The 20,899-nt window shown below is 50.7% G+C and carries 22 protein-coding genes; 10 read left to right on the forward strand and 12 right to left on the reverse strand.

The window, feature by feature from the left end; all coding sequences use genetic code 11:
- Window positions 1-17: 17 nt before the first annotated feature.
- Window positions 18-947: a tyrosine recombinase XerC gene (gene xerC / locus ACSV5M_RS00265; protein ID WP_439173336.1), complete on the forward strand. Its 930-nt coding sequence runs from the start codon at window positions 18-20 to the stop codon at window positions 945-947.
- A gap of 337 nt (window positions 948-1,284) precedes the next feature.
- On the opposite strand, the gene ACSV5M_RS00270 is transcribed toward xerC, so the two are convergent.
- The 3 genes from ACSV5M_RS00270 to ACSV5M_RS00280 form a co-directional block, all read right to left on the reverse strand.
- Window positions 1,285-1,773, reverse strand: coding sequence for a hypothetical protein (locus ACSV5M_RS00270; protein ID WP_439173338.1), 489 nt, complete (start codon window positions 1,771-1,773; stop codon window positions 1,285-1,287).
- A 73-nt stretch (window positions 1,774-1,846) separates the two neighbouring features.
- Window positions 1,847-2,143: a hypothetical protein gene (locus ACSV5M_RS00275; RefSeq protein WP_439173339.1), complete on the reverse strand. Its 297-nt coding sequence runs from the start codon at window positions 2,141-2,143 to the stop codon at window positions 1,847-1,849.
- Window positions 2,144-2,216: 73 nt separating this feature from the next.
- A complete protein-coding gene (locus ACSV5M_RS00280; RefSeq protein ID WP_439173341.1) occupies window positions 2,217-2,963 on the reverse strand; it encodes a polysaccharide lyase in 747 nt (248 codons plus the stop codon).
- A gap of 752 nt (window positions 2,964-3,715) precedes the next feature.
- On the opposite strand from ACSV5M_RS00280, the gene ACSV5M_RS00285 reads away from it, so the two are divergent.
- The 6 genes from ACSV5M_RS00285 to ACSV5M_RS00310 all read left to right on the forward strand — a co-directional run bounded on the left by ACSV5M_RS00285 (window position 3,716) and on the right by ACSV5M_RS00310 (window position 9,897).
- Entirely contained in the window at window positions 3,716-4,408 is a 693-nt protein-coding gene (locus tag ACSV5M_RS00285; RefSeq protein WP_439173342.1) for an EboA domain-containing protein, read from the forward strand.
- A gap of 110 nt (window positions 4,409-4,518) precedes the next feature.
- Complete coding sequence (locus ACSV5M_RS00290) at window positions 4,519-5,415, forward strand: TatD family hydrolase (RefSeq protein WP_439173343.1); 897 nt, start codon at window positions 4,519-4,521, stop codon at window positions 5,413-5,415.
- 49 nt (window positions 5,416-5,464) lie between these two features.
- The gene (locus ACSV5M_RS00295; RefSeq protein WP_439173344.1) at window positions 5,465-6,613 is read left to right on the forward strand and encodes a 3-dehydroquinate synthase; all 1,149 of its coding nucleotides are present in this window, start codon (window positions 5,465-5,467) and stop codon (window positions 6,611-6,613) included.
- A gap of 81 nt (window positions 6,614-6,694) precedes the next feature.
- Complete coding sequence (eboE, locus tag ACSV5M_RS00300) at window positions 6,695-7,801, forward strand: metabolite traffic protein EboE (protein ID WP_439173346.1); 1,107 nt, start codon at window positions 6,695-6,697, stop codon at window positions 7,799-7,801.
- A gap of 3 nt (window positions 7,802-7,804) precedes the next feature.
- Window positions 7,805-9,175 (forward strand): alkaline phosphatase family protein, encoded by a 1,371-nt coding sequence (locus ACSV5M_RS00305; RefSeq protein ID WP_439173347.1) that lies wholly within the window; start codon window positions 7,805-7,807, stop codon window positions 9,173-9,175.
- A gap of 8 nt (window positions 9,176-9,183) precedes the next feature.
- Window positions 9,184-9,897 (forward strand): UbiA family prenyltransferase, encoded by a 714-nt coding sequence (locus ACSV5M_RS00310; RefSeq protein WP_439173349.1) that lies wholly within the window; start codon window positions 9,184-9,186, stop codon window positions 9,895-9,897.
- Window positions 9,898-9,946: 49 nt separating this feature from the next.
- On the opposite strand, the gene ACSV5M_RS00315 is transcribed toward ACSV5M_RS00310, so the two are convergent.
- The 5 genes from ACSV5M_RS00315 to ACSV5M_RS00335 form a co-directional block, all read right to left on the reverse strand.
- Window positions 9,947-11,023 (reverse strand): extracellular solute-binding protein, encoded by a 1,077-nt coding sequence (locus ACSV5M_RS00315; RefSeq protein ID WP_439173350.1) that lies wholly within the window; start codon window positions 11,021-11,023, stop codon window positions 9,947-9,949.
- A 1-nt stretch (window position 11,024) separates the two neighbouring features.
- Window positions 11,025-11,792 (reverse strand): spermidine/putrescine ABC transporter permease PotC, encoded by a 768-nt coding sequence (potC, locus tag ACSV5M_RS00320; protein WP_439173352.1) that lies wholly within the window; start codon window positions 11,790-11,792, stop codon window positions 11,025-11,027.
- Window positions 11,776-12,645, reverse strand: coding sequence for a spermidine/putrescine ABC transporter permease PotB (gene potB, locus ACSV5M_RS00325; protein ID WP_439173353.1), 870 nt, complete (start codon window positions 12,643-12,645; stop codon window positions 11,776-11,778). The genes potC and potB overlap by 17 nt, the downstream gene beginning before the upstream one ends.
- Complete coding sequence (potA, locus tag ACSV5M_RS00330) at window positions 12,629-13,735, reverse strand: spermidine/putrescine ABC transporter ATP-binding protein PotA (protein WP_439173355.1); 1,107 nt, start codon at window positions 13,733-13,735, stop codon at window positions 12,629-12,631. Before potA ends, potB begins: the two co-directional genes overlap by 17 nt.
- A 461-nt stretch (window positions 13,736-14,196) precedes the next feature.
- On the reverse strand, window positions 14,197-14,499 hold the full coding sequence (locus tag ACSV5M_RS00335) for a hypothetical protein (protein WP_439173357.1): 303 nt from the start codon (window positions 14,497-14,499) through the stop codon (window positions 14,197-14,199).
- Between the two features lie 468 nt (window positions 14,500-14,967).
- Between ACSV5M_RS00335 and ACSV5M_RS00340 the strand changes: the two genes are divergently transcribed.
- On the forward strand, window positions 14,968-15,303 hold the full coding sequence (locus ACSV5M_RS00340; RefSeq protein WP_439173359.1) for a hypothetical protein: 336 nt from the start codon (window positions 14,968-14,970) through the stop codon (window positions 15,301-15,303).
- Between the two features lie 94 nt (window positions 15,304-15,397).
- Here ACSV5M_RS00340 and ACSV5M_RS00345 read toward each other — a convergent pair whose 3' ends face one another.
- From ACSV5M_RS00345 to ACSV5M_RS00355, 3 genes are all read right to left on the reverse strand, one after another.
- Window positions 15,398-15,736, reverse strand: a complete 339-nt coding sequence (locus ACSV5M_RS00345) for a P-II family nitrogen regulator (RefSeq protein WP_087467211.1) — start codon at window positions 15,734-15,736, stop codon at window positions 15,398-15,400.
- 243 nt (window positions 15,737-15,979) lie between these two features.
- On the reverse strand, window positions 15,980-17,245 hold the full coding sequence (locus ACSV5M_RS00350; RefSeq protein ID WP_439173361.1) for an ammonium transporter: 1,266 nt from the start codon (window positions 17,243-17,245) through the stop codon (window positions 15,980-15,982).
- 30 nt (window positions 17,246-17,275) lie between these two features.
- Window positions 17,276-17,614, reverse strand: coding sequence for a P-II family nitrogen regulator (locus tag ACSV5M_RS00355; protein ID WP_439173362.1), 339 nt, complete (start codon window positions 17,612-17,614; stop codon window positions 17,276-17,278).
- 482 nt (window positions 17,615-18,096) lie between these two features.
- Between ACSV5M_RS00355 and ACSV5M_RS00360 the strand changes: the two genes are divergently transcribed.
- A complete protein-coding gene (locus ACSV5M_RS00360; protein ID WP_439173364.1) occupies window positions 18,097-18,333 on the forward strand; it encodes an accessory factor UbiK family protein in 237 nt (78 codons plus the stop codon).
- An 82-nt stretch (window positions 18,334-18,415) separates the two neighbouring features.
- Window positions 18,416-19,924: a YifB family Mg chelatase-like AAA ATPase gene (locus ACSV5M_RS00365; RefSeq protein WP_439173365.1), complete on the forward strand. Its 1,509-nt coding sequence runs from the start codon at window positions 18,416-18,418 to the stop codon at window positions 19,922-19,924.
- Between the two features lie 42 nt (window positions 19,925-19,966).
- Here ACSV5M_RS00365 and ACSV5M_RS00370 read toward each other — a convergent pair whose 3' ends face one another.
- Window positions 19,967-20,872 (reverse strand): LysR family transcriptional regulator, encoded by a 906-nt coding sequence (locus ACSV5M_RS00370; RefSeq protein ID WP_439173366.1) that lies wholly within the window; start codon window positions 20,870-20,872, stop codon window positions 19,967-19,969.
- Between the last annotated feature and the right edge of the window lie 27 nt (window positions 20,873-20,899).

The following is a 20,899-nucleotide window of genomic DNA, read 5'->3' on the forward strand; positions in this document are numbered from 1 at the left end:
GGCAACAGGATACGCGCATGAATGAAGCTGCAACGCCTTTTGCTGACGAACTCGCTGCGTTTTTCACCTACATGCGCAGCGAAAAACAATTTTCGCCCCTGACGCAGGAAAACTATCAACGCGACCTGGAAAAATTTTGTCGCTTCTGCGCCAAGTATTCACTTCACGACCTCGCCGCCATTCAACCACAACACATTCGCCAGGGTGTCGCCGCCTTGCACCGCAGTGGCCTCAGCGGCAAAAGCCTGCAACGCTGGCTGTCGTCACTGCGCAGTTTTTTTCGCTTTGCGATCAAGCGCGGCTGGATGAAGAATAATCCCGCCGATGGCATTCAGGCTCCCAAATCACCTAAAAAATTACCCAAAACACTGGACGCAGATCAGACCGCACAATTTGTTGAAGTAACGGGCGATAGTTTTATCGCCTGCCGCGATCGCGCGCTGTTGGAATTGGTTTATTCATCCGGCCTGCGTCTGGCCGAAGTCACCGGTTTGAATGTGACCGATGTCGATTTGAAAGAAGGCATGGTCAATGTCGTGGGTAAGGGTTCCAAGCAACGCATCTTGCCAGTGGGGCGTCATGCGATAACCGCCTTGCAGGGTTGGCTAACGCAGCGCGCACTGCATGCGCCTGCGGGTCAGGCCGCCCTGTTCATTACACAGCGCGGCACCCGGATTGGCCATCGTGCGGTGCAATTGCGCATGCAGCAGTTAAGTGTGCAGCAGGGGATGGATAACCCTGTGCACCCGCATATGTTGCGTCATTCTTTTGCCAGTCATGTATTGGAATCTAGTGGGGATTTGCGTTTGGTGCAGGAGCTGCTGGGCCACGCGAATATTTCTACCACGCAGATTTATACACATCTGGATTTTCAGCATCTGGCGAAGGTGTATGACAAGGCGCATCCGCGGGCGCAGCGGAAAAAAGATTCTTCGGAGTTTGATTGAGTTTTGAGAATTCTATGTGGGCGGTGATGACGGAGTCAGGTGCGGGACACGCAGTGAATACGTCCCTGTAGGCTCGACACCGGCATCCCTGCCGGTGACGGTCCCGCACCTGACTCCGTCACCACCGCTGTGCCAGCTGATTAAGTTAGCTCGCTTTTAATAAACCCAACAAACAAAAACATATTTAGGCTGTCGGTCATTGCAAGTTGCTTATTTTCCATATAAGCAACTCCGATAATTCATATCAACGTACCACTCAAGCGTAGATTCAGAACGTACATATGGAGGTATTTGTAGACTTTGGGATACCTTAGCCTTCAGTAATATTCGTTTCACCTTATGGACTTGATTGCTCGTTATCCGATCTATCATTCAGCAATACAGTCATTGCATCAAACAGCTGCTGAGCATCGGATAAGTCTCTTGTGCGAAGAATGTGTTTTATGAGATCTTCGTTTTTATCAATCAAAGCGACGGTATACCACTGTTTGAATTTTCTTTTCCAGCTATACAATTTGACCCCGCCAACTTTGGAAAAATATACTCTCTCACCAGCATTTCTAATGGTTGTACTGGAATTACCTAAAGCAAAATTATTGTACACAATGGCATTTGTAGTGCCGTAAGAAATACTCCCATAATCCCATCCTAAGTACTTATCGGTAATTACAAAATAGTCTGGTGCCCAATCCCTGTGCTGAGACATGATCATTTGATCAATTATTTCATATGCTTCATTAATGCTCATAGGCTCTGCTTGGTAGGTCATGGGGGTAGTTCCACAACCAGAGAGGAAAATAATCAAAAGAACAATCACTTTACGCATCAAATTCTCCAACGTTAGAAATATAAAATACGATATCTATAATTAAATTGCAGTTATTACTTGAATCTGCGCCTTATAACAGACTCGTTTTTAATATTTTTTTAGCCGATTTTCCTATTGGGCTAAGCTTGAAGCTCGGCTTTATCTTAGACAATTTTTTATAAGAATTAGCAAGTTGGGATAATGTCTGGGCTTTAAACCCCGGTGTTTTGGTTGCCCACTCGTCTGATTTAATGAGTCTTACCGCTGCTTCCAACTTTTTTGCGAGGTCTATTGTAGAGTTTTTACGTGGTAGAATTACTGGATTGATGGCTGCCTTATGAGCCTTAGCATTACGATTGACACTCTCCCAGTTCAAGGCTCTTGTCATAGTTCCTCCCAGCCATAAGGTCTATCAATGAATATTTTTTAATTCTCTGAAAAGCCATCAACTAAAGCAATATTTATCTACAAACAAGGGATTCTTTATCATCAGGATTCTGTTGCATCTGACTCAGCCCCCTACCTTCCCGCACATTATCAATATAAATAGTCTCTACCCGCTCATCGCGCGCGCGCAAAAAACCGATCTGGGTAAACATACCTTCATCGGCGGCGTATAGCGTTTTGAAAAAATGTTTTCCCATATCCTCGCCATCCAGCCAGACCTGGGCGAAGCCTTTTTGGGCATTGGTTGACCAGCCGATATGCAGTACCACGTCGTGCCATACGCCGGCGGATGCAAAGCCTGGTTTTATCCAGAAAGGAGAATCCGCTGCGCTTTCCTGGAAGCTGAAATCCTGGCCGATGATATTGAAGCGCAGCGTTTGTTGATAACTTTTATCGGATTCCCAATAGCCGATTTCGTGTTTGTGTTCTGATAAAGGTTGCGGCAGATAAAAGCTCCAGCCAAAGAAGGTTTCCTGCCCTTCGCCGATGCGCTCAGTAGAGGGTTTGTGGCTGAACTCCGTGCGATTCAGGTTTTCGTTGCCATGCCACAACATGTCCGGTTCGCCGGTGATTACCGCGCGCCCGGCATAGCGGCCTTCGTAGACGCAATCCTCCTGAACCAATAGCCCCTGTGGATTCAGCAGATAATTCCATTGTGACAAATCGCCCGTTTCAAAATCACCTTGCCACAATAGGGGTTGGCGGGTTGCACAACCTGTGATGATCAGGGTAAAGCATAAAAGGGTGATGATTCTGTTCATAGGCGGCCCTGCGTTAATGACGTTAGAGTGAATAGATCGTTTCTCATTCAGAGTGAAAAAAAGAATGTTATTTTTTGCAACCAATCAAACTGTGATACCCGTCGCGAAGCGATGGTGACCTGCGCGATAGCGGGTAAAAAATCTCTTTAAATGCAGGAAGTGGGAAAAATTTCTCTGCCTATCCATGCCTTTTTATACAAAGTGGGACGAGAGAGCCCACGATGGCTTGTATGCTCTGAACCTGGCTTTGGATTAACAATTGAACTTGCCGTAATACCGGTTCGTTGTCGACATCATACTAGTACCCCGGATTCTATTTCTTTTTGTAAACAAGCCGTCAGGCGGACTTTATACCACTCCAGGACGCCTTGGCCAGCCCGTCGGAAAAGGCCCGACAAAGACCGACCTTGGAGCGAATAGCCGCGTCTGTGAGCATAGAAGGGTTAAATTGTGTAAAAACGGGCCATCCAGCGTACTTATTGCGGGCATCCGCATTGTGCATCCCCAGCCGGAACCTTTACATTAACGCGGGTCTTATGCTGATGCTACTTGGTAGCACGGATTTTCCGACGAGCTTCACGAGCAGGCAGTGCTGCGAAGTGAGTCGTTGTAGGCAGATTATTTACAGCTGGTTCACCATGGCGCTGACCTGCTGCTGACAATCAATAATAATGGATCGGCGCGGCATCTTCTGAAACGGTAAATCTGCGCGGTAAACCTACCCCTTGTGACATTTATCCCGGCGGTTGTTGATGTACATCATTCATTTGCAAGCTATCCAATCCCTATTGGACGATATCCTTCATCCGCGTTTGAGTCCGCAGGCCATCGCTTATTGTCGCAAGGGTATCGCGCAAGAAGTGCCGTTGGATTATCCAGCGTTTAATCGATTAATTGCGATGGCAAGTCGCCATGCCCGCCGGCATCCGCTGAATCTGTCCGATGATGAGCAATTGCAGATCCGCAACACCATGCCGGGCTGGGATCTCGCACAGTGGAACCTGCTGGAGTTATTGCGTGTGAGATTAATCATCGCGCAACAAAATCTTGCCGAAAACGCCTTTGCGGAAATACTGATTCAAGCGTTTCAATTCGCTGATGAAGGTGAAGCCTGCGCTTTTTATAAAGCAATTCCCTTGTTGCCTGCACCCGAACGCTTTCTTTGGCATATGAAGGAAGCCTGCCGTTCCAACATGCGCTCAATTGTGTGGGCGGCCGGTTGCGATAATCCTTTTCCCGTGTCTTATTTCGACGATATCGCCTGGCGACAACTGGTGATGAAAGCGCTATTTATCGAGATTCCTCTGGTGCACATTCATCATCTTGAGCACCGGCTATCTACCACACTGGCGAATATGGCAAACGACTATGTTGCCGAACGTACCAGTGCAGGACGCAGCATTCCCACGGATATAAAACTAATACTGGGCAACGCAGCTTGTTGAAAACAAGCTGTCAGGCCAACGCCCGCAGTCAAGGATAACGACAAAAAACCCGGCAAATTTTTTTGCCGGAGCCACTTATTGCATCGCATATTTGCTTCGAGGATAACACCATGATGTTTTTTGATCCGCATATCCATATGTCCAGCCGCACCACCGACGATTACCAGGCCATGGCCGCTGCAGGTATCCGCGCCGTGATTGAACCCGCCTTCTGGATGGGTCAACCACGCACTAACGTCGGCAGCTTTATTGATTACTTCTCCAGCCTTGTCGGTTGGGAAAAATTTCGCGCAAGCCAATTTGGTATCGCACATTATTGTGCGATGGGGTTGAACTCCAAAGAAGCAAACGATGAAGGACTGGCGCGCGAGGTATTGGACATCCTGCCGCAGTTTGCCTTGAAAGAAAGTGTCGTCGCCATTGGCGAAATCGGCTACGACGAAATCACTCCCGCTGAAGATTTTGCTTACCAGTGGCAACTCAAATTCGCCTGCGACCACGACATGGTGGTGATGGTGCATACGCCCCACCGCGACAAAAAGAATGGCGTGTTGCGTTCGCTGGATGTGGCAGCGGAGATGGGGGTTCCCATGCACAAAGTCGTCATTGATCATAACAACGAAGAGACCGTGCGCGCCGTGCTGGATCGCGGTGCCTGGGCAGCCTTTACGATTTATCCCAACACCAAGATGGGCTCCGAGCGCATGGTAGAAATCGTGCGCGAGTATGGGCCCGAGCGCATCATTGTGGATAGTTCAGCGGACTGGGGCGTGAGCGATCCGTTATCCGTTCCGAAAACGGCGAAACTTATGCTTGAGCGCGGGATTGATCCGGAAGCTGTTCGCCTTACTACTTGGCAAAATGCACTCGATGCCTATGCACAATCGGGCCAGATTGATATCGAGCAATTGTTGGCAGCGCCGGCCATTGATCAGCGCGCACTCTTCAGCGATAACTCGGTATTGCGTGGCCAGGCACCGCTGGTACTCGATCCGGTAAAAAATTAATGCTGTGACGTTTCCGGCTATTTAAAGCATATAGACAGCGGGAGCACTTATGCATCTCATCAACCAACAGTTCTCAGTCACCTATGAATTTTCCGTGTGTTTTACGCGCGATACCTTTGCGCCGGAGAATATGGCGTTACATGATTTAATTGCAGCCGCCGGCAATACCACCCATAAAGTTCAACCGGTTATCGACAGCCAGGTGCTTGCAGATCATCCCGAGCTGATCGACGCTATCGCCCTCTATGGTGATATTCATGGCGATACCATTGCGTTTGAAGAACCCTTTATTGTGCGCGGCGGCGAGATCTGTAAAAACGATCCGACCGAAGTTGACGAATTCCTGCGCCTGACACAGGAGCGCAAGATTTGTCGTCACAGTTTTGTGCTGGTGATTGGCGGCGGCTCGGTTATTGACGCCATGGGTTATGCCGCTGCCATTGCGCATCGCGGTATACGCCTGATCCGTATGCCGACCACCGTGCTCGGTCAAAACGATGCGGGTGTGGGTGTAAAAAATGCCATCAATTACCGCAACCGCAAAAATTACGTCGGCACTTTTGCGCCGCCTTATGCCGTGTTGAATGACTTTGATTTTCTTCACAGCCTGGCACCGCGGGATCAGCGCGCGGGCATTGCGGAGGCGGTGAAGGTCTCGCTTATTCGTGACGGCGAATTTTTTGCCTGGCTGGAAAATCACTGTGCGCAACTCGCGCGTTTTGAAGACGCGGCCGTGGAGCACATGATTATTCGATGCGCCGAATTACATGTACGCCATATTGGTACCGGCGGTGATCCTTTTGAACGCGGCTCCGCGCGGCCACTGGATTTCGGCCACTGGTCCGCTCACCGTCTGGAAGAAATTTCCCATATTCAATTTCCGCAAGACGAGTTGCGTCATGGCGAAGCGGTGGCCATCGGTATTGCCCTGGATTCTCACTACTCCCATCAGATGGGCTTTATCGATGAAGCGACGCTGACGCGCATCATCAGCACCCTGCGAGGCATAGGCTTCAGCTTATATCACCCGGCGCTGGAGCAGCTCAACATTTCCCAGGCGTTAGCGGGATTTCGCGAGCATCTTGGCGGAGCCTTGTGCATCACGATGCTAACCGGCGCAGGCTCTGCGAAAGAAGTGAGTGAAATTGATGAGGCGGTCATGGCGCAATGCGTGCAGCGGTTGCGCAGCTATAAATAAGCACCGGTAAATAAACGCGAGCCAGCGGGGTGATATCACCCGCACCGATTAATCGTTGCGCCTTACTATGAGAGCCAGCCGATGAAACCTGAATTAACCTACTGCACAAATATCCACCCTGGTGAGTCCTGGTCCGATGTAATGGCAAATTTGAATGGCCATGCGCTGGCCGTAAAGGCCGCCGTTTCGGCTAATGATAGTTTTCCATTAGGTTTGCGTATTGCCCACCAGGCCGCAAGCGAGATGACTGCTGAGGATATCGCTGCGTTTCGGCGCTGGTGTGACGTGCATGATTGTTATTTGCTAACCATCAACGGCTTTCCGTTCGGAACCTTTCACAATCAACCGGTGAAAGCAAAAGTCTACGAGCCGGATTGGCGCAGCCGCGCGCGCGTTGATTACACCAAACGCCTCGCTGACCTCGCTGTCGCCTTGAGCACGCGCACCGCACCCTTATCCATATCCACCGTGCCGGTAGCTTATAAGCCCGTATTTTCCGAGGCGGATTGGCCCATCGTTTATCAACATATTGTCGAGGTATTGCAACACCTGCAGCACATTCATCAAATGACAGGCATCACCATTCGCCTGGCGTTCGAACCCGAACCCTGTTGCGTGCTGGAGACGATTGATGAAACGGTAGATTTTTTTGCGCAGTTGGCTTTACCGGAAAGCCTCACGCCCTTCGTTGGCATTTGTTTTGATGCGTGTCACCAGGCCGTTGAGTTTGAAGACCCGGCACAATGCCTGCAAAAATTGGCGCAAGCGGATATCGCCATCGCGAAGGTGCAAGTCTCCAGCGCCTTGCGCGCGCGGGGCGATGAAATTTCTGCGCTGATAGATTTTGATGAACCGGTTTATTTACATCAGGCGGTGGTTCGCCAAGGTGCCAATCAACCGCTGCATCGCTTTACGGATTTACCCGCCTTGTCGGCGTTTCTCGACCGCGCGCCGCAACCGGAAGAATGCCGCGTGCATTTCCATGTGCCTATCTTTATAGATCACCTGGGTGTATGCGGAACCACACGGTTTTTTCTCGAACAATTACTGCCCCTGTTATCACCGGATATTCCCCTTGAAGTAGAAACCTACAGCTTCAAAGCCCTGCCTGAACATCTGCGTAGCGGTACTCTGGAAGAATCCATCTGCCGTGAATTACAGTGGGTGCAAACCCGGTTAGGAAAATAAATTATGCATAACACTGTGGTGATCGACGTTGTGGGTTTGACGCGCGCATTGATCGGCGAACACACCCCCAACCTGCAGCGTTTTTTAAAAGCGCATAACAGTGCAAACATCGAACCGGTCATTCCCGCCGTCACCTGCACCGCACAATCCACTTACCTGACCGGTAAACTGCCACGGGAGCACGGCATTGTTGGTAATGGCTGGTATTTTCGCGAATTGAACGAAGTCTGGTTATGGCGGCAGAGTAACAAGCTCGTGGAAGCGCCCAAGGTCTGGCACATGGCCAAAGCGCGCAACCCATCGTTCACCTGCGCCAATACCTTTTGGTGGTATGCCATGGCCGCCGATGCCGACATCACGCTGACGCCGCGACCGTTATATCTGGCTGATGGTCGCAAGCTGCCCGACTGCTACAGCTATCCCCTGGATGTTCGCGAAGCGCTGGAAACCAAACTGGGTAAATTTCCGTTGTTTCAATTCTGGGGGCCGGCGACACATATTAAATCCACTGAATGGATTGCGGATGCGGCCATTTATGTAGAAGAACATTACCAACCCAGTTTGCAGTTGGTGTATCTGCCGCACCTGGATTATTGTTTGCAACGTGTGGGGCCTGAAGGCGATATCGCTCAGGACTTGCGTGATATCGATCGCGTGGTAGGAAAATTACTGGATTTTTTCCAGCAACGCGGACATCGCATTCTGTTGTTATCTGAATATGGCATTGTGCCCGTCTCCCACCCGATTCATCCCAACCGCATCTTGCGCGACGCGGGCATGCTCTCGTTAAAAGTCGATCTGGGACGTGAGTATCTCGACTATGCCAGTTGCGCTGCTTTTGCCGTAAGCGATCATCAGATTTGCCACGTGTATGTACAACAGACAGAGAAAATTCCAGAGATTAAAGCGCTATTTGAAAAGCAACCGGGTATTGCGCGTGTGCTCGATGATGAAGGCAAACGTGAGCTGGGCCTTGATCATCCGCGTTCGGGTGAACTGGTGTTGCTGGCGGAAGAGAGTGCCTGGTTTACCTATTATTATTGGCAGGAAGAAACCCGTGCGCCGGACTTTGCCCGATGCGTGGAGATTCATAAAAAGCCGGGCTACGATCCCTGCGAATTATTCCTGGACCCACGCCTGCGCTTTCCAAAATTGTCGGTCGGCGCGCGCATTGCAAAAAAAATAGCCGGATTCCGTTACGTGATGGATGTGATTGCGACTGATCCTTATCTGGTCAAGGGGCAACACGGTGTGTCCTCATCCTCGCCCCACGCGCAACCGGTGTTGATCAGTAATTACGGCACAAACATGCCCGCAAAAATGGCGGCAACGGATGTGTGTGAATTAATCCTGCAACACCTTTTTGAAGAATAGAGTTCATCATGGTTAAAACGTTTCTTACTTTGTGCCGCGTGAGTAATTTGCCAACCGTCTGGATGAATGTGCTCACCGCTGCGCTATTGGTAGGCCAGGCAAACAACCTGCCGCTTGAGCCGGGAACCCTTGTGTTATTGATGCTGTCGCTGTCACTGTTTTATATGGGCGGCATGAGCTTCAATGACTATATGGATCGCCATTGGGATGCCCAGCACCAAACCTTTCGCCCGATTCCGTCCGGAAAAATCAGCGCTACGACCGCATTAATTATTTCTCTTGTACTGTTCAGCGCTGCGCAGGTTCTATTGTTGTTTGCGCCGCAAATCAGCGGTTTTTATATGGGCTTTTTGTTGCTCGCCGTTATCGTCGCTTACGACGCAATCCACAAGGCAACCCCCTTAAGCGTGATCGTAATGGCATCCGCCCGGCTATTGGTCTTTGCAGTCACAGCCTATGCACTGACACAGGAATGGGTCACGGTGATCTGGATCGCCGGTGGGCTACAGTTTATTTATACGCTGCTGGTAACAGTGGTCGCGCGGTATGAACACCGGCGCCAACAGAATTATAGCATTCCCTTGATCCCTTTGATGATCGCTGGCATGGCCATCCTGGATGGACTGGTTCTCGCGGTACTGGTAAATCCCTGGTGGATTTTCATCGGCCTGGTGGCCGCCGCGATGACCCGATTCGGGCAGAAATATGTGAGAGGGGATTGAACAAATAAAAACGCCAGAAGCGATTGCTTCTGGCGTTTTTTTGGAGAGCTTATTGACCGGCTTTTAACATCTGCCAGTATTTTTCATACACCAGTACGGTATCGCCCAGGTCCTGATGGAAGCTGCCGCGATCTATGTCAGCCTTGTCCGGAAAAACAATCTTGTTATTGCGCAGTTTTTCATCCAGCAATGCAATGGCGGGAATGTTCGGAGCCGCGTAACCCAGCTCCTCAATTGCCGCTTTACCGCTCTCTGCACGCAGCATAAAATCGATAAATTTGTGCGCATTCTCTACGTTAGCTGCGCCCTTGGGAATCACAAAACTGTCGACCCACAATACCGCACCCTCTTCCGGATAAATGTAAGTCAGGTTCGGTAATTCTTCCTGGGCCATATAGGCTTCACCATTCCAGATCGCACCGATGCTCACTTCACCTTTAATCAGCGGTGATTTGGGCGAGTCGGAGTTGATCATCTTGATGCTCGGCCACAGCGCTTTTAATTTTTCGTAAGCTGCACGAATTTCGTCTTCATTGGTGCTGTTGTTTTCAAAACCCGCTACGCGCAGCCCCACGTAAAAATTATCGCGCACATCGTCCATCACCATCAGCTTGCCCGCGTATTCCGGCTTCCACAGGTCGGCCCACTTGGTGATCTGGCTCGCGTCTACCTCATCGCCATTCACCGCAATAGAGGTACTGCCCCACAAATAAGGCACGCTGTAACTGTTATCGGGATCATAGGGTTTGTTCAGCAGTGAGGGGTCGAGGTTGGCGTAGTTGCTGAGCAATTCTTTTTTGATCGGTTGAATCAAACCTTCTTTGCGCATCTTCTCCACATAGAAGGTGGAGGGAACCGCAAGGTCATAACCCTTGCCGTCCAGCAATTTCAGTTTGGAATACATTGCCTCATTACTTTCGTAAGTCGCGTATTCCACCTGAATGCCGGTTTCTTTGGTGAAAGCCTGTAAGACATCTTCCGGAATGTATTCAGTCCAGTTGTAGATGACGACCTTTCCATCCATCTTCGGCGCGGCATCAACCGCGCTGGCTTCGCTATCGGATTTATCGCTACAACCGCTGAGTATCCAGGCTACGGCGATGGCAAATGCCCACATTTTTTTCATCTTAGCGTTCCTCACGTAAAAGAAGTTGGGAAATGATGACCAATACCAGGGACACAACCAGCAGCAGTGTCGAGATGGCATTTACCTCCGGTGAAACACCGACGCGCACCATGGAATATACCTTGAGCGGTAGTATTTCATAGCCGGGGCCGGTGACGAATGCGCTCACAATAACGTCGTCCAATGACAGCGTGAAGCTTAATAACCATCCTGATGCCACTGCGGGAATCGCCAGCGGCAGAATAATTTTCCAGAAGACGCGGCTTTCGGACGCGCCGAGATCGCGCGCGGCTTCCAGCATCTTGACATCAAAGCCGCGCAAACGCGAATACACGGCAATAATCACAAAAGGCAAACAAAAAGTAATGTGTGCTAACAACAGGGAAATAAAGCCTAACTCAATGCCGATGGCGATAAAGATAATCAGCAGCGAAATCGCCATCACAATATCGGGCGTCAGCATACTGACGAACACCATGGAAGATAAAGCCGCCTTACCGCGAAATTGGTAGCGATAAAGTGCAACGGCACCCAGTGTACCGATGATGGTCGCAACAGTGGCGGCCGCCACGGCGATGGTCAGTGAATGGGTGGCGGCTGTCATCAAGCTTTCATTGGCCAGCAACCGTTCATACCACTTCAGCGTAAATCCTTGCCAGCTGGTACCGTAACGGGAGCCGTTGAAGGAGTTCACCACCAACACACCAATCGGCAGGTAAATAAAAAATAACACCAGGCCCAGGAAGCTGAATCTAAAAGTCCGAGTCATTGATGCCTCCCTGACGACTGACAAATTTCGCCGCACGGAAATACAACCACAGCATGAAGCCGAGCAGGACAATCAACAACACACTCAGCGCCGAACCGAAGGGCCAATCGCGTGTGTTGAGGAACTGGGTTTTGATCACGTTGCCGAGCAACAGGTTTTTACCACCGAGCAAATCAGAGATATAGAACATGCCCATTGCCGGCAATAACACCATTAAACAACCGGCTACAATACCGGGTGAGGTCAAAGGTACGGTAATTCGCCAGAAACGATGGAAAGCACCAGCACCCAAATCCTTCGCTGCGTGCAGTAAACGCACATCGAGTTTTTCCAAAGCGGAGAATAGCGGTAGCACCATAAAAGGCAGCAGGATGTAACTCAACCCGAGCACCACCGCAAACTTGGTGTACAAGAGCTGCAGCGGCTTTTCAATCACGCCCACCCACAACAGCAGGTTATTGATCAACCCCTTGTTGCCGAGGATAAATTGCAGCGCGTAGGTGCGCACCAGGGAATTGGTCCAGAACGGCAGGATCACGAGAAATAATAGAATCGGTTGCCAACGCTTGGGTAACTGCGCGATGCACATCGCAAACGGGTAACCGATCAACAAACACACTACCATCGCCAGCAATGACATGCCCAGCGAATCCAGCAGCACTTGCAAATAGAGGATATCCAGGGTGCGAACGTAGTTCTCAACATTGAATGGCAGGGCCACAGTGTCGACGGTATCGCGGGTCAGCACGCTGGTGATCAATACCAACACGTTGGGCATGAACACAAACAGTGCCAGCCAGACGGTGATAAGGCCGATGGCCCAAAAACGAAATTGACTAATATGATGCTTCATAGGGCAACACCACTTCCCAACCCGGCACCCATTTCACGGCGACGCTTTGGTTCAGACTGTAATCGAATGAGGGATCATCCTCGTCAAAAAATTCGCTGGTGATCAACTCAGCACCGGACGGCAGACGAATGATGGAGTCGAGGGTTTTACCTTTGTAATTGCGCTCGACAATCTTGCCGGTCAGCGTCTGACTGGTGTGCACATCTTCCAGGTATTCCACACGCAGATCTTCGGGACGCAACAATACGTTCACCTTATCGCCCACTTTGAAGTTATGGTCTGCATGGAGGGTCCATTGCATACCTTCTACTTTTACTTCGTATTGGTGGTTACCGTCGATAGCAACAATTTCACCATCCAGTTGGTTGATCTCACCGATAAATTTTGCCACAAACAGGTTGGCCGGCTGCTCATAAATCTCGCGCGGCGTACCCAACTGTTGCACCTTGCCTTTGTGCATGACCACCACACGATCCGACATCGACAGCGCTTCTTCCTGATCGTGGGTGACGTACACAAAGGTGATACCCAGCTTGCGTTGCAGGCGCTTCAACTCTACCTGCATCTGTTGGCGGAGCTTGTAATCCAATGCACTGAGAGATTCATCGAGGAGCAACAGTTTGGGGCGATTGACCACGGCGCGCGCGATGGCTACGCGTTGCTGCTGACCACCGGATAACTGGCTGGGTTTACGCTGGGCAAAATCACCCAGGCGCACCATCTCCAGGGCTTCCATCACACGCGGTTTGATCTCTTCTTTCGGCACCTTGCTCATCTTCAAGCCGAAGGCGACATTGTCGAAGACAGTCATGTGCGGGAAGAGTGCGTAACTCTGGAACACGGTATTAACCGGGCGTTTCTCTGCCGGGATCTTGCTGATTTCCTGCCCCGCCAAATGGATTTCACCGACGTCAGCATCTTCCAGACCGGCGATCATGCGCAGCACAGTGGTTTTACCACAGCCTGACGGCCCCAAGAGGGTAAAGAACTCACCATCGAAGATCGTCAGATCAAAATTATCCAGCACGCGGTTGTCGCCATAGGTTTTCGACAACTGCTTTAGTATCAGCAGGGGACGCGGTTCATTCACCGTGACTGTGCTCCTCTTTATATGTCATTAGGGTCGTGGCAGCGAATCCGGGACAGGTATTCACGACGGTCAGCCACCGTAAAGCGGATAACCCCGACAAACAAGCGGCCAGCCGAGAGGAGTTGACCGGGACGGTCAAGGACTCGTTGCTGGGCGCGGATGCCGCTGGTTTACTCACGAAACGTTTACCGTCTCTTGCTTAGCTGTTCGCGGTAAACCTGCAACGATTTAAGGATGCGGGACATTGGCCATAGGCAAAAGACAGCGCATTTTACTCATAGCCCCCCCTAAAAATCCAGCGCCCCGCCGCGCAAAAATTACCCAGCGCCATGGGCGCCCTGATGCATGGCGCACGCGGGCTGCGCGGGGAAAACAGGATAAAAAAATACGCGGGACAAAAACAACTTGGCCCCGCTATTCGCGAGGCCAAAGTATGACAGTTCCTGTGCAGGTGCTCGCCATTAAATGGGGCGGCCACCGTAATCCGGGCTGGGTTTTTTTGGTGGATCTGAGGTTACATTGGGCGGAACCTCATTGATCTTGCCGCCGCGCGCCAAAAACGCTGCAACCTGATCATCGATTTCATCACGTATACGCTGACGGGAAGCGATACTGAAATCTTCGATGATTTCAATGCTGGCGGCCTTGCTACTGGATGAAAAACTGACTTCATCACTGTCAAGGGCATCAACGTCTTCATCATCCTCTTCATCTTCGATGGGCTCATCAACATCTTCATCGTTAAGGGGTTCATCAGTAGCCATATTGTCACCTGGAATCTTGAACTGTTGGAGGCACGAAGCCATACCGGCTTTCGGTCGGCCGTTCGCTTCGCCTAATTTATAGCGCAGGCCTGTTTAAACGTCATGCGAAGTAGCTTCTTTTTTTAGGCTTTTTTTATCTTACCTATTAAAAAGTGGAAATAATTTGGTTATTAACCGCGCTTGCTCCGCAACAAACTGTTTTTTTAAGCCAGCTGATTAGTACCCGCCACCACCTATGGTGCGGCAGGAACAAAAAATGAGGGACTTGCGCGTATGACAATCAGACGCAATAGAGAGAGGGTGAAACCGGAATAATTTTCCCCAAGCTGCGTATAATTTGCAGCGCTGCAATAAGCATCGGGGGGATTCGTATCACGCCGCTCCTTTCGCCCCTTGGCACAGACGGTTTGATACCCGGGGTGCGACTATTATCCCTACACGGGCAGACTCATTTTTCGGGCTATTCTAATGAATGTGAAACCGCTATTGAAATACTTTCCTGAAATTCATCACCTGCCCCAGGACGCCCAGCTTCGCTTGTTGCAGGGTGCACACGATGAGGCGTTCGGGGCGCATAACAAATTGCGTATCTGGCGTAATAACCTGGCAGGTTTTGCCGTATTGGTTGCTGCTTGTACCTTAGTAATTGCCGTGATTGGCCCTTGGCTGGATTTGCAGGCGAGCACGACCGGCGCGCTGTTGATGCTAATTGTCTTCCCGGTTTTTTTATGGGTTCAACAGCGTCGTTATCTGGCCAGACTGCGACCGATAGTCGATCAACTCGCCCGCCAACATGCCCGTTAAGCAGACATAAAAAAGCAGCGCACCCGAGGGGTAACGCTGCCGGAGACATCAATGGCAAATAAGCCGTATACAACGGCTTGTGCATTGAAAGGATTTAAATCGCGTCTGGTCCGGTTTCACCGGTACGGATACGAATAATTTCTTCAAGCGGTGTGATAAAGATTTTACCGTCACCAATCTTGCCGGTTTGGGCCGCCTTGGTGATGGCTTCGACCGCTTGCTCAACCATGGAATCATCCACCGCCAACTCGATCTTCACCTTGGGTAAAAAATCAACCACGTATTCAGCACCGCGGTACAGTTCAGTGTGGCCCTTCTGGCGACCGAACCCTTTGACTTCAGTCACGGTCATGCCTTGTACGCCGACCTCTGACAGTGCGGTGCGCACATCGTCAAGTTTGAATGGTTTTACTACAGCAGTAATCAGTTTCATTGTGGGTTCCTTTGCTTGTCTCGTGCTTGTCTCGCTTGTCGCTTGCCCGCTTATCGCCTGGCTTTTTTATTCATCTGATTGGCCACAGCCGTTGGGTTGAGAACCCGGAAACGTCAGTGAAGTTCCGTTACGATACACGCAACGCCCGTGAAAATCATCAGTCCGCCAGGAGCAAGTTTACTGCAAGATTATGGCTTTGCTATCCATCGCCCGGTTTTACCGGGCGATGGGCCAGAGAGCGTCTTACTTGTGTGTAAACTCAGGGTAGGCTTCCATACCACATTCAGCGATATCCACACCTTCGTATTCTTCTTCTTCCGACACACGGATGCCGATAACCAGTTTGATGATAGACCAAACGATCAGGCTGGTGACGAAGACCCAGACAAAGATGGTGATCGCACCAATGATTTGACCGGAGAAGGTTGAACCATCATTCGTAAAGGGTACAACCAGCAGACCGAACAAACCAACGCTGCCGTGCACAGAAATAGCGCCCACCGGATCATCAATCTTCAGTTTATCCAGGCCGATAATTGAGAAGACCACGATCACACCACCGACAGCGCCGATGATGGTAGCCGCCAGCGCAGACGGTGTGGAAGGCTCAGCAGTAATCGCAACCAGACCCGCCAGTGCACCGTTCAGTGCCATGGTAAGGTCGGCCTTACCAAATAGCACGCGGGCCACCAGGAGTGCAGCCACCAGGCCACCGGCGGCAGCAGCATTGGTATTCAGGAACACCATGGCAACAGAGTTAGCGTTGCCGATGTCGCCCAGTTTTAATACCGAACCACCGTTGAAACCGAACCAGCCCAACCACAGGATAAACGTACCCAGAGTAGCCAATGGCAGGTTGGCACCGGTGATCGCATGGATTTCACCATTGGGACCATATTTGCCTTTACGCGCACCCAGCAGGATCACACCAGCCAAGGCAGCGGATGCACCAGCCATGTGCACAATGCCTGATCCGGCAAAGTCGGAGAAGCCCAGGTCACCTAAGGTGTACATACCGAATACGGCGTTGCCACCCCAGGTCCATGAACCTTCCATCGGATAGATAAAGCCGGTCATCACGATGGCGAACAAGAGGAATGCCCACAACTTCATCCGCTCGGCAACTGCACCCGAAACGATGGACATTGCGGTAGCAACGAAGACTACCTGGAAGAAAAAGTCGGAGGCGGTGGAATAGATGGCACCACCGGTGAAGCCGTCTTCACGTTCGGCGAATTCACCTAAGGTTGCCGCTACGTCCACGTCCTGGATGCCCGACAGGAACACATCACCGCCGTACATAATGGCGTAACCACACACCATGTACATGATGCACGCTATCGCATACAGCGCGACGTTTTTAGTCAAAATTTCCGTGGTGTTCTTGGCGCGTACCAAGCCCGACTCCAGCATGGCGAAGCCGGCGGCCATCCACATAACCAGCGCGCCGCACACCAGGAAGTAAAAGGTGTCCATGGCGTACTGAAGATGATAAATATTCTCTTCCATTGCTCATTCCCCGATCTTAAAGTTGTTAAATTAAAGTGCTTGTTCGCCTGTTTCGCCGGTACGTATGCGCACGACCTGCTCCAGGGTTGATACAAAGATTTTGCCGTCACCAATCTTGCTGCTGTTCGCGGCTTTAGTGATGGCTTCCACCACCGCGTCCAGCTCCGTCTCGGCAACGGCAATCTCAATCTTGGTCTTGGGCAGAAAATCGACCACGTATTCTGCGCCGCGATAGAGTTCTGAATGCCCCTTTTGCCGACCAAAACCTTTTACTTCGGTTACCGTCATACCGTGCACACCGATGTCGGAAAGCGCTTCGCGCACCACATCGAGCTTGAACGGCTTGATAATCGCTGTTACCAGTTTCATCGATCTGCTCCTAAAAAAATCCCCGCACTGAGTGCGGGAAACACCGGAAATACATGACCCGGTTGCCAATCGACAGTGGCCATCAGTGCCGTAACCAACACACAACTACTGTGTTTATTGCCTTTCTGGTGTCTCCGTCTGGCGTCGATTTACACCGCAACGCGAGGTGTTGTGGTAAAGGCAACAGCCGATACCTTTAACTGTGTCTTCAAATGGAACTTTGCATAGAGCAGGCCAATACAAAAAAAACTTTGTATTTCAATCAGATAAGGATAAATGCGGGTTAAATCACAGGATTTATAAAGGAAATGCTATTTGGCTCGCACTGTTTTTGTGCCCCCGCCAGAGCGGCGCGCACCGTTTTTGATCATTGATGGGATTCGGGCATATGAATTCGTCCTTCTTTTCCCGCAGACGTCAGGACAAGCGCAAAAACAGGGAGTAGACTGCACAGCTTTGAGCAGCACCCCGAGGCCCGTTTAATGATTACCGACTTCGCTCAGCGCCTGTTACAGGAATTACAGAAAAACCTGCCCCAGATTTCCGCACTCTTGCCCAAGCGTGAATTGCATCTGGCTCTGCAATCGGCACTTAGCCGGCTCGACTTGGTGACGCGGGAGGAATTTGATGCACAACAGGCGGTACTGGCGCGCACCCGCGAAAAGCTCGAACAGTTAGAAAAGACGTTGGCCGACCTCGAAGCCGGTCCAGGCAGTTAAACGTTGGTCGCGAGCCGTTTCATTCGCAACCCAGTTTGTTTATAGTGCACAACTCTTTTATTCGACATCGCAAGGAATGCCTATGTCATTGGCCATTGTTTACTCCCGCGCAAAACTCGGCATCAATGCCCCACTGGTTACGGTAGAAGTTCACCTCTCCAATGGCTTGCCCAGTCTTTCCATCGTCGGCTTACCGGAAACGGCAGTGAAGGAAAGCAAGGACCGGGTGCGCAGCGCCATCCTTAATAGCCACTTTGAATTTCCTGCTCGCCGTATCACCGTCAATCTGGCGCCGGCAGACCTGCCGAAAGAAGGGGGTCGCTATGACCTGCCCATTGCACTCGGCATCCTCGCCGCCTCCGGACAAATTCCTACAGAAAGCCTGACTGCCTATGAATTCCTGGGTGAACTGGCACTGTCCGGCGAGCTTCGCCCGATCACCGCCGCGTTGCCCGCCGCCCTCGCCAGCGGCGATGCCCAACGCCATTTGATCTTACCCACGCCCAATGCCAGTGAAGCCGCGCTGAGCCACATTACCCGGGTGTATGGCAGTGATAATTTGTTGCAGGTGTGTGCTCATTTACATCAGCGGGAATTTTTGTTTCAGGCCGAAACCGCCATCGCGGTTGAACATGGCAATCAATTGGACCTGAGCGATGTAAAAGGACAGGCGCAAGCAAAACGCGCACTGGAAATTGCAGCCAGCGGCGGACATAACTTACTCCTCTACGGCCCGCCCGGTACCGGCAAGACGATGTTAGCCAGCCGCTTGCCCGGCATCTTACCGGCGCTTGATGAGCGAGAGATGCTGGATGTTGCGGCGGTTTATTCGGTTGCGCCGCAGACCAGCAGCCACCCCTGGCGCAAGCGACCTTTTCGCGCGCCGCATCACACTACCTCTGCGATTGCGCTGGTTGGCGGCGGCAGCAATCCGCGTCCCGGAGAGATTTCACTGGCACATCGCGGTGTGTTGTTTCTTGACGAATTACCGGAGTTCCAACGGCATGTGCTCGAAGTCTTGCGAGAACCGCTGGAAAGTGGCGAAGTACGAATTTCCCGTGCAAAAGCCCAGGTCATTTATCCGGCACATTTTCAACTGGTAGCCGCCATGAATCCTTGCCCTTGTGGTTATCACGGCAGTGATGCGGATCGGTGTCGCTGCACGCCGGATCAGGTCCGCCGCTATCGTGATAAGGTTTCTGGCCCCCTGCTGGATCGCATTGATATGCATGTGCCTGTTCGAGCGCTCAAGCAAGGTGAGTTATATGCACCGTCCACCGGCGATAACAGCACCCACGTACGCAAGCGCGTGGAACAAACCAGGCGGCGGCAACTCGACCGACAAGGGAAATGCAATCACCAGCTCAGCGCACCGGAACTGGAACGTTTTTGCCAGTTGAATAATCAGGACAAATTATTATTAGAACAGGCGATCAACAAACTGGGGCTGTCAACGCGCGCGTATCATCGGGTATTAAAAGTAGCGCGCACCCTGGCGGATATGGAATGTTTGGAACAGCCGGGAACAGCGCAGGTTTCAGAAGCGTTGAGCTATCGCACGCTGGATCGACAAAGTCCATCGACACTATAAAGTGTCGCACGGTTTTAACTCTTGTATCTCTGGAACCGAAGCTTATGTCAACTCGTTAAATTTTTTTCGTAAAAACTCAATAAAGACCTTTGCATTTTTTGACAGATACTTTCCATCCTGATAAACCACATGCAAACTTCGTTCAGGTAAGACCGTGTAGTTCTGCAAGATGGGGACGACGGGAGAGCCTTGCTCCAATATACTAGCGCATTTATCAATAGCGAATTGTGGAAGACATGCGAGGCCCAGGCCAGCTTGCATTGCCTTCACCACTGTTCTTATATCATTAATATGTAATCTGGATTCAAGCTTGATAGATTTCACGTCCTCAGTCTCTTTATCCTGAAAAACCCATTGCTCATTTTTAGAGCGAAAAAATAACGCTGCGTGACCATAGAGGTCGCCGGGATTTTCAATGGGATGATGAGAATCCAGATACGCCTGACTGGCATAGACCATTATTTTGATATCCCATAACCGCTGGGCAATAAGATTGGAATCTTCCAAGGGGCCAATACGGATCGCCAGATCGACCTCCTCAGTAAATAAATCGCGCATCCTATTATCCGTATATACATTTAGCTCTACTTGCGGATGCGCCAATTGAAATTCGATAAACCATTCCGACAACAATTCTTGCGCCAAAAAAATTGGCGCAGTAATTGTCAATTTTCCCCCGATCACATCAGACGAAGCAGAGGTGGCATTTAAAGTACGTTCCAATGATTCAATTAAGGGCATGCATTGCCCAAATAACGTCATGCCACTATTAGTAACTTGAAACTTTCGAGTGTTTCGTTTAATCAATTTTGTTTTCAATGCGCATTCTAATTTGGTTATGCGCCTACTGATTGTACTGGCCGGAACATTGAGTTTCTTCGCCGTATTTGCAAAATTTCCTTCCTGCATGACACGCAGAAAAATAACAAGATCATCGTAACTCCACATGTGGGTCGCGTCCTTGTAGATAAAGAT

Origin of the sequence: Cellvibrio sp. ARAG 10.3 (assembly GCF_051846955.1) — a bacterium.
GTDB lineage: Bacteria > Pseudomonadota > Gammaproteobacteria > Pseudomonadales > Cellvibrionaceae > Cellvibrio.

Excerpts from the sequence above, each read along its gene's own strand:
- xerC (WP_439173336.1), top strand. The coding sequence starts at position 18 with ATGAATGAAGCTGCAACGCCTTTTGCTGACGAACTCGCTGCGTTTTTC.
- ACSV5M_RS00270 (WP_439173338.1), bottom strand. The coding sequence starts at position 1,773 with ATGCGTAAAGTGATTGTTCTTTTGATTATTTTCCTCTCTGGTTGTGGA.
- ACSV5M_RS00275 (WP_439173339.1), bottom strand. The coding sequence starts at position 2,143 with ATGACAAGAGCCTTGAACTGGGAGAGTGTCAATCGTAATGCTAAGGCT.
- ACSV5M_RS00280 (WP_439173341.1), bottom strand. The coding sequence starts at position 2,963 with ATGAACAGAATCATCACCCTTTTATGCTTTACCCTGATCATCACAGGT.
- ACSV5M_RS00285 (WP_439173342.1), top strand. The coding sequence starts at position 3,716 with ATGTACATCATTCATTTGCAAGCTATCCAATCCCTATTGGACGATATC.
- ACSV5M_RS00290 (WP_439173343.1), top strand. The coding sequence starts at position 4,519 with ATGATGTTTTTTGATCCGCATATCCATATGTCCAGCCGCACCACCGAC.
- ACSV5M_RS00295 (WP_439173344.1), top strand. The coding sequence starts at position 5,465 with ATGCATCTCATCAACCAACAGTTCTCAGTCACCTATGAATTTTCCGTG.
- eboE (WP_439173346.1), top strand. The coding sequence starts at position 6,695 with ATGAAACCTGAATTAACCTACTGCACAAATATCCACCCTGGTGAGTCC.
- ACSV5M_RS00305 (WP_439173347.1), top strand. The coding sequence starts at position 7,805 with ATGCATAACACTGTGGTGATCGACGTTGTGGGTTTGACGCGCGCATTG.
- ACSV5M_RS00310 (WP_439173349.1), top strand. The coding sequence starts at position 9,184 with ATGGTTAAAACGTTTCTTACTTTGTGCCGCGTGAGTAATTTGCCAACC.
- ACSV5M_RS00315 (WP_439173350.1), bottom strand. The coding sequence starts at position 11,023 with ATGAAAAAAATGTGGGCATTTGCCATCGCCGTAGCCTGGATACTCAGC.
- potC (WP_439173352.1), bottom strand. The coding sequence starts at position 11,792 with ATGACTCGGACTTTTAGATTCAGCTTCCTGGGCCTGGTGTTATTTTTT.
- potB (WP_439173353.1), bottom strand. The coding sequence starts at position 12,645 with ATGAAGCATCATATTAGTCAATTTCGTTTTTGGGCCATCGGCCTTATC.
- ACSV5M_RS00335 (WP_439173357.1), bottom strand. The coding sequence starts at position 14,499 with ATGGCTACTGATGAACCCCTTAACGATGAAGATGTTGATGAGCCCATC.
- ACSV5M_RS00340 (WP_439173359.1), top strand. The coding sequence starts at position 14,968 with ATGAATGTGAAACCGCTATTGAAATACTTTCCTGAAATTCATCACCTG.
- ACSV5M_RS00345 (WP_087467211.1), bottom strand. The coding sequence starts at position 15,736 with ATGAAACTGATTACTGCTGTAGTAAAACCATTCAAACTTGACGATGTG.
- ACSV5M_RS00350 (WP_439173361.1), bottom strand. The coding sequence starts at position 17,245 with ATGGAAGAGAATATTTATCATCTTCAGTACGCCATGGACACCTTTTAC.
- ACSV5M_RS00355 (WP_439173362.1), bottom strand. The coding sequence starts at position 17,614 with ATGAAACTGGTAACAGCGATTATCAAGCCGTTCAAGCTCGATGTGGTG.
- ACSV5M_RS00360 (WP_439173364.1), top strand. The coding sequence starts at position 18,097 with ATGATTACCGACTTCGCTCAGCGCCTGTTACAGGAATTACAGAAAAAC.
- ACSV5M_RS00365 (WP_439173365.1), top strand. The coding sequence starts at position 18,416 with ATGTCATTGGCCATTGTTTACTCCCGCGCAAAACTCGGCATCAATGCC.
- ACSV5M_RS00370 (WP_439173366.1), bottom strand. The coding sequence starts at position 20,872 with ATGTGGAGTTACGATGATCTTGTTATTTTTCTGCGTGTCATGCAGGAA.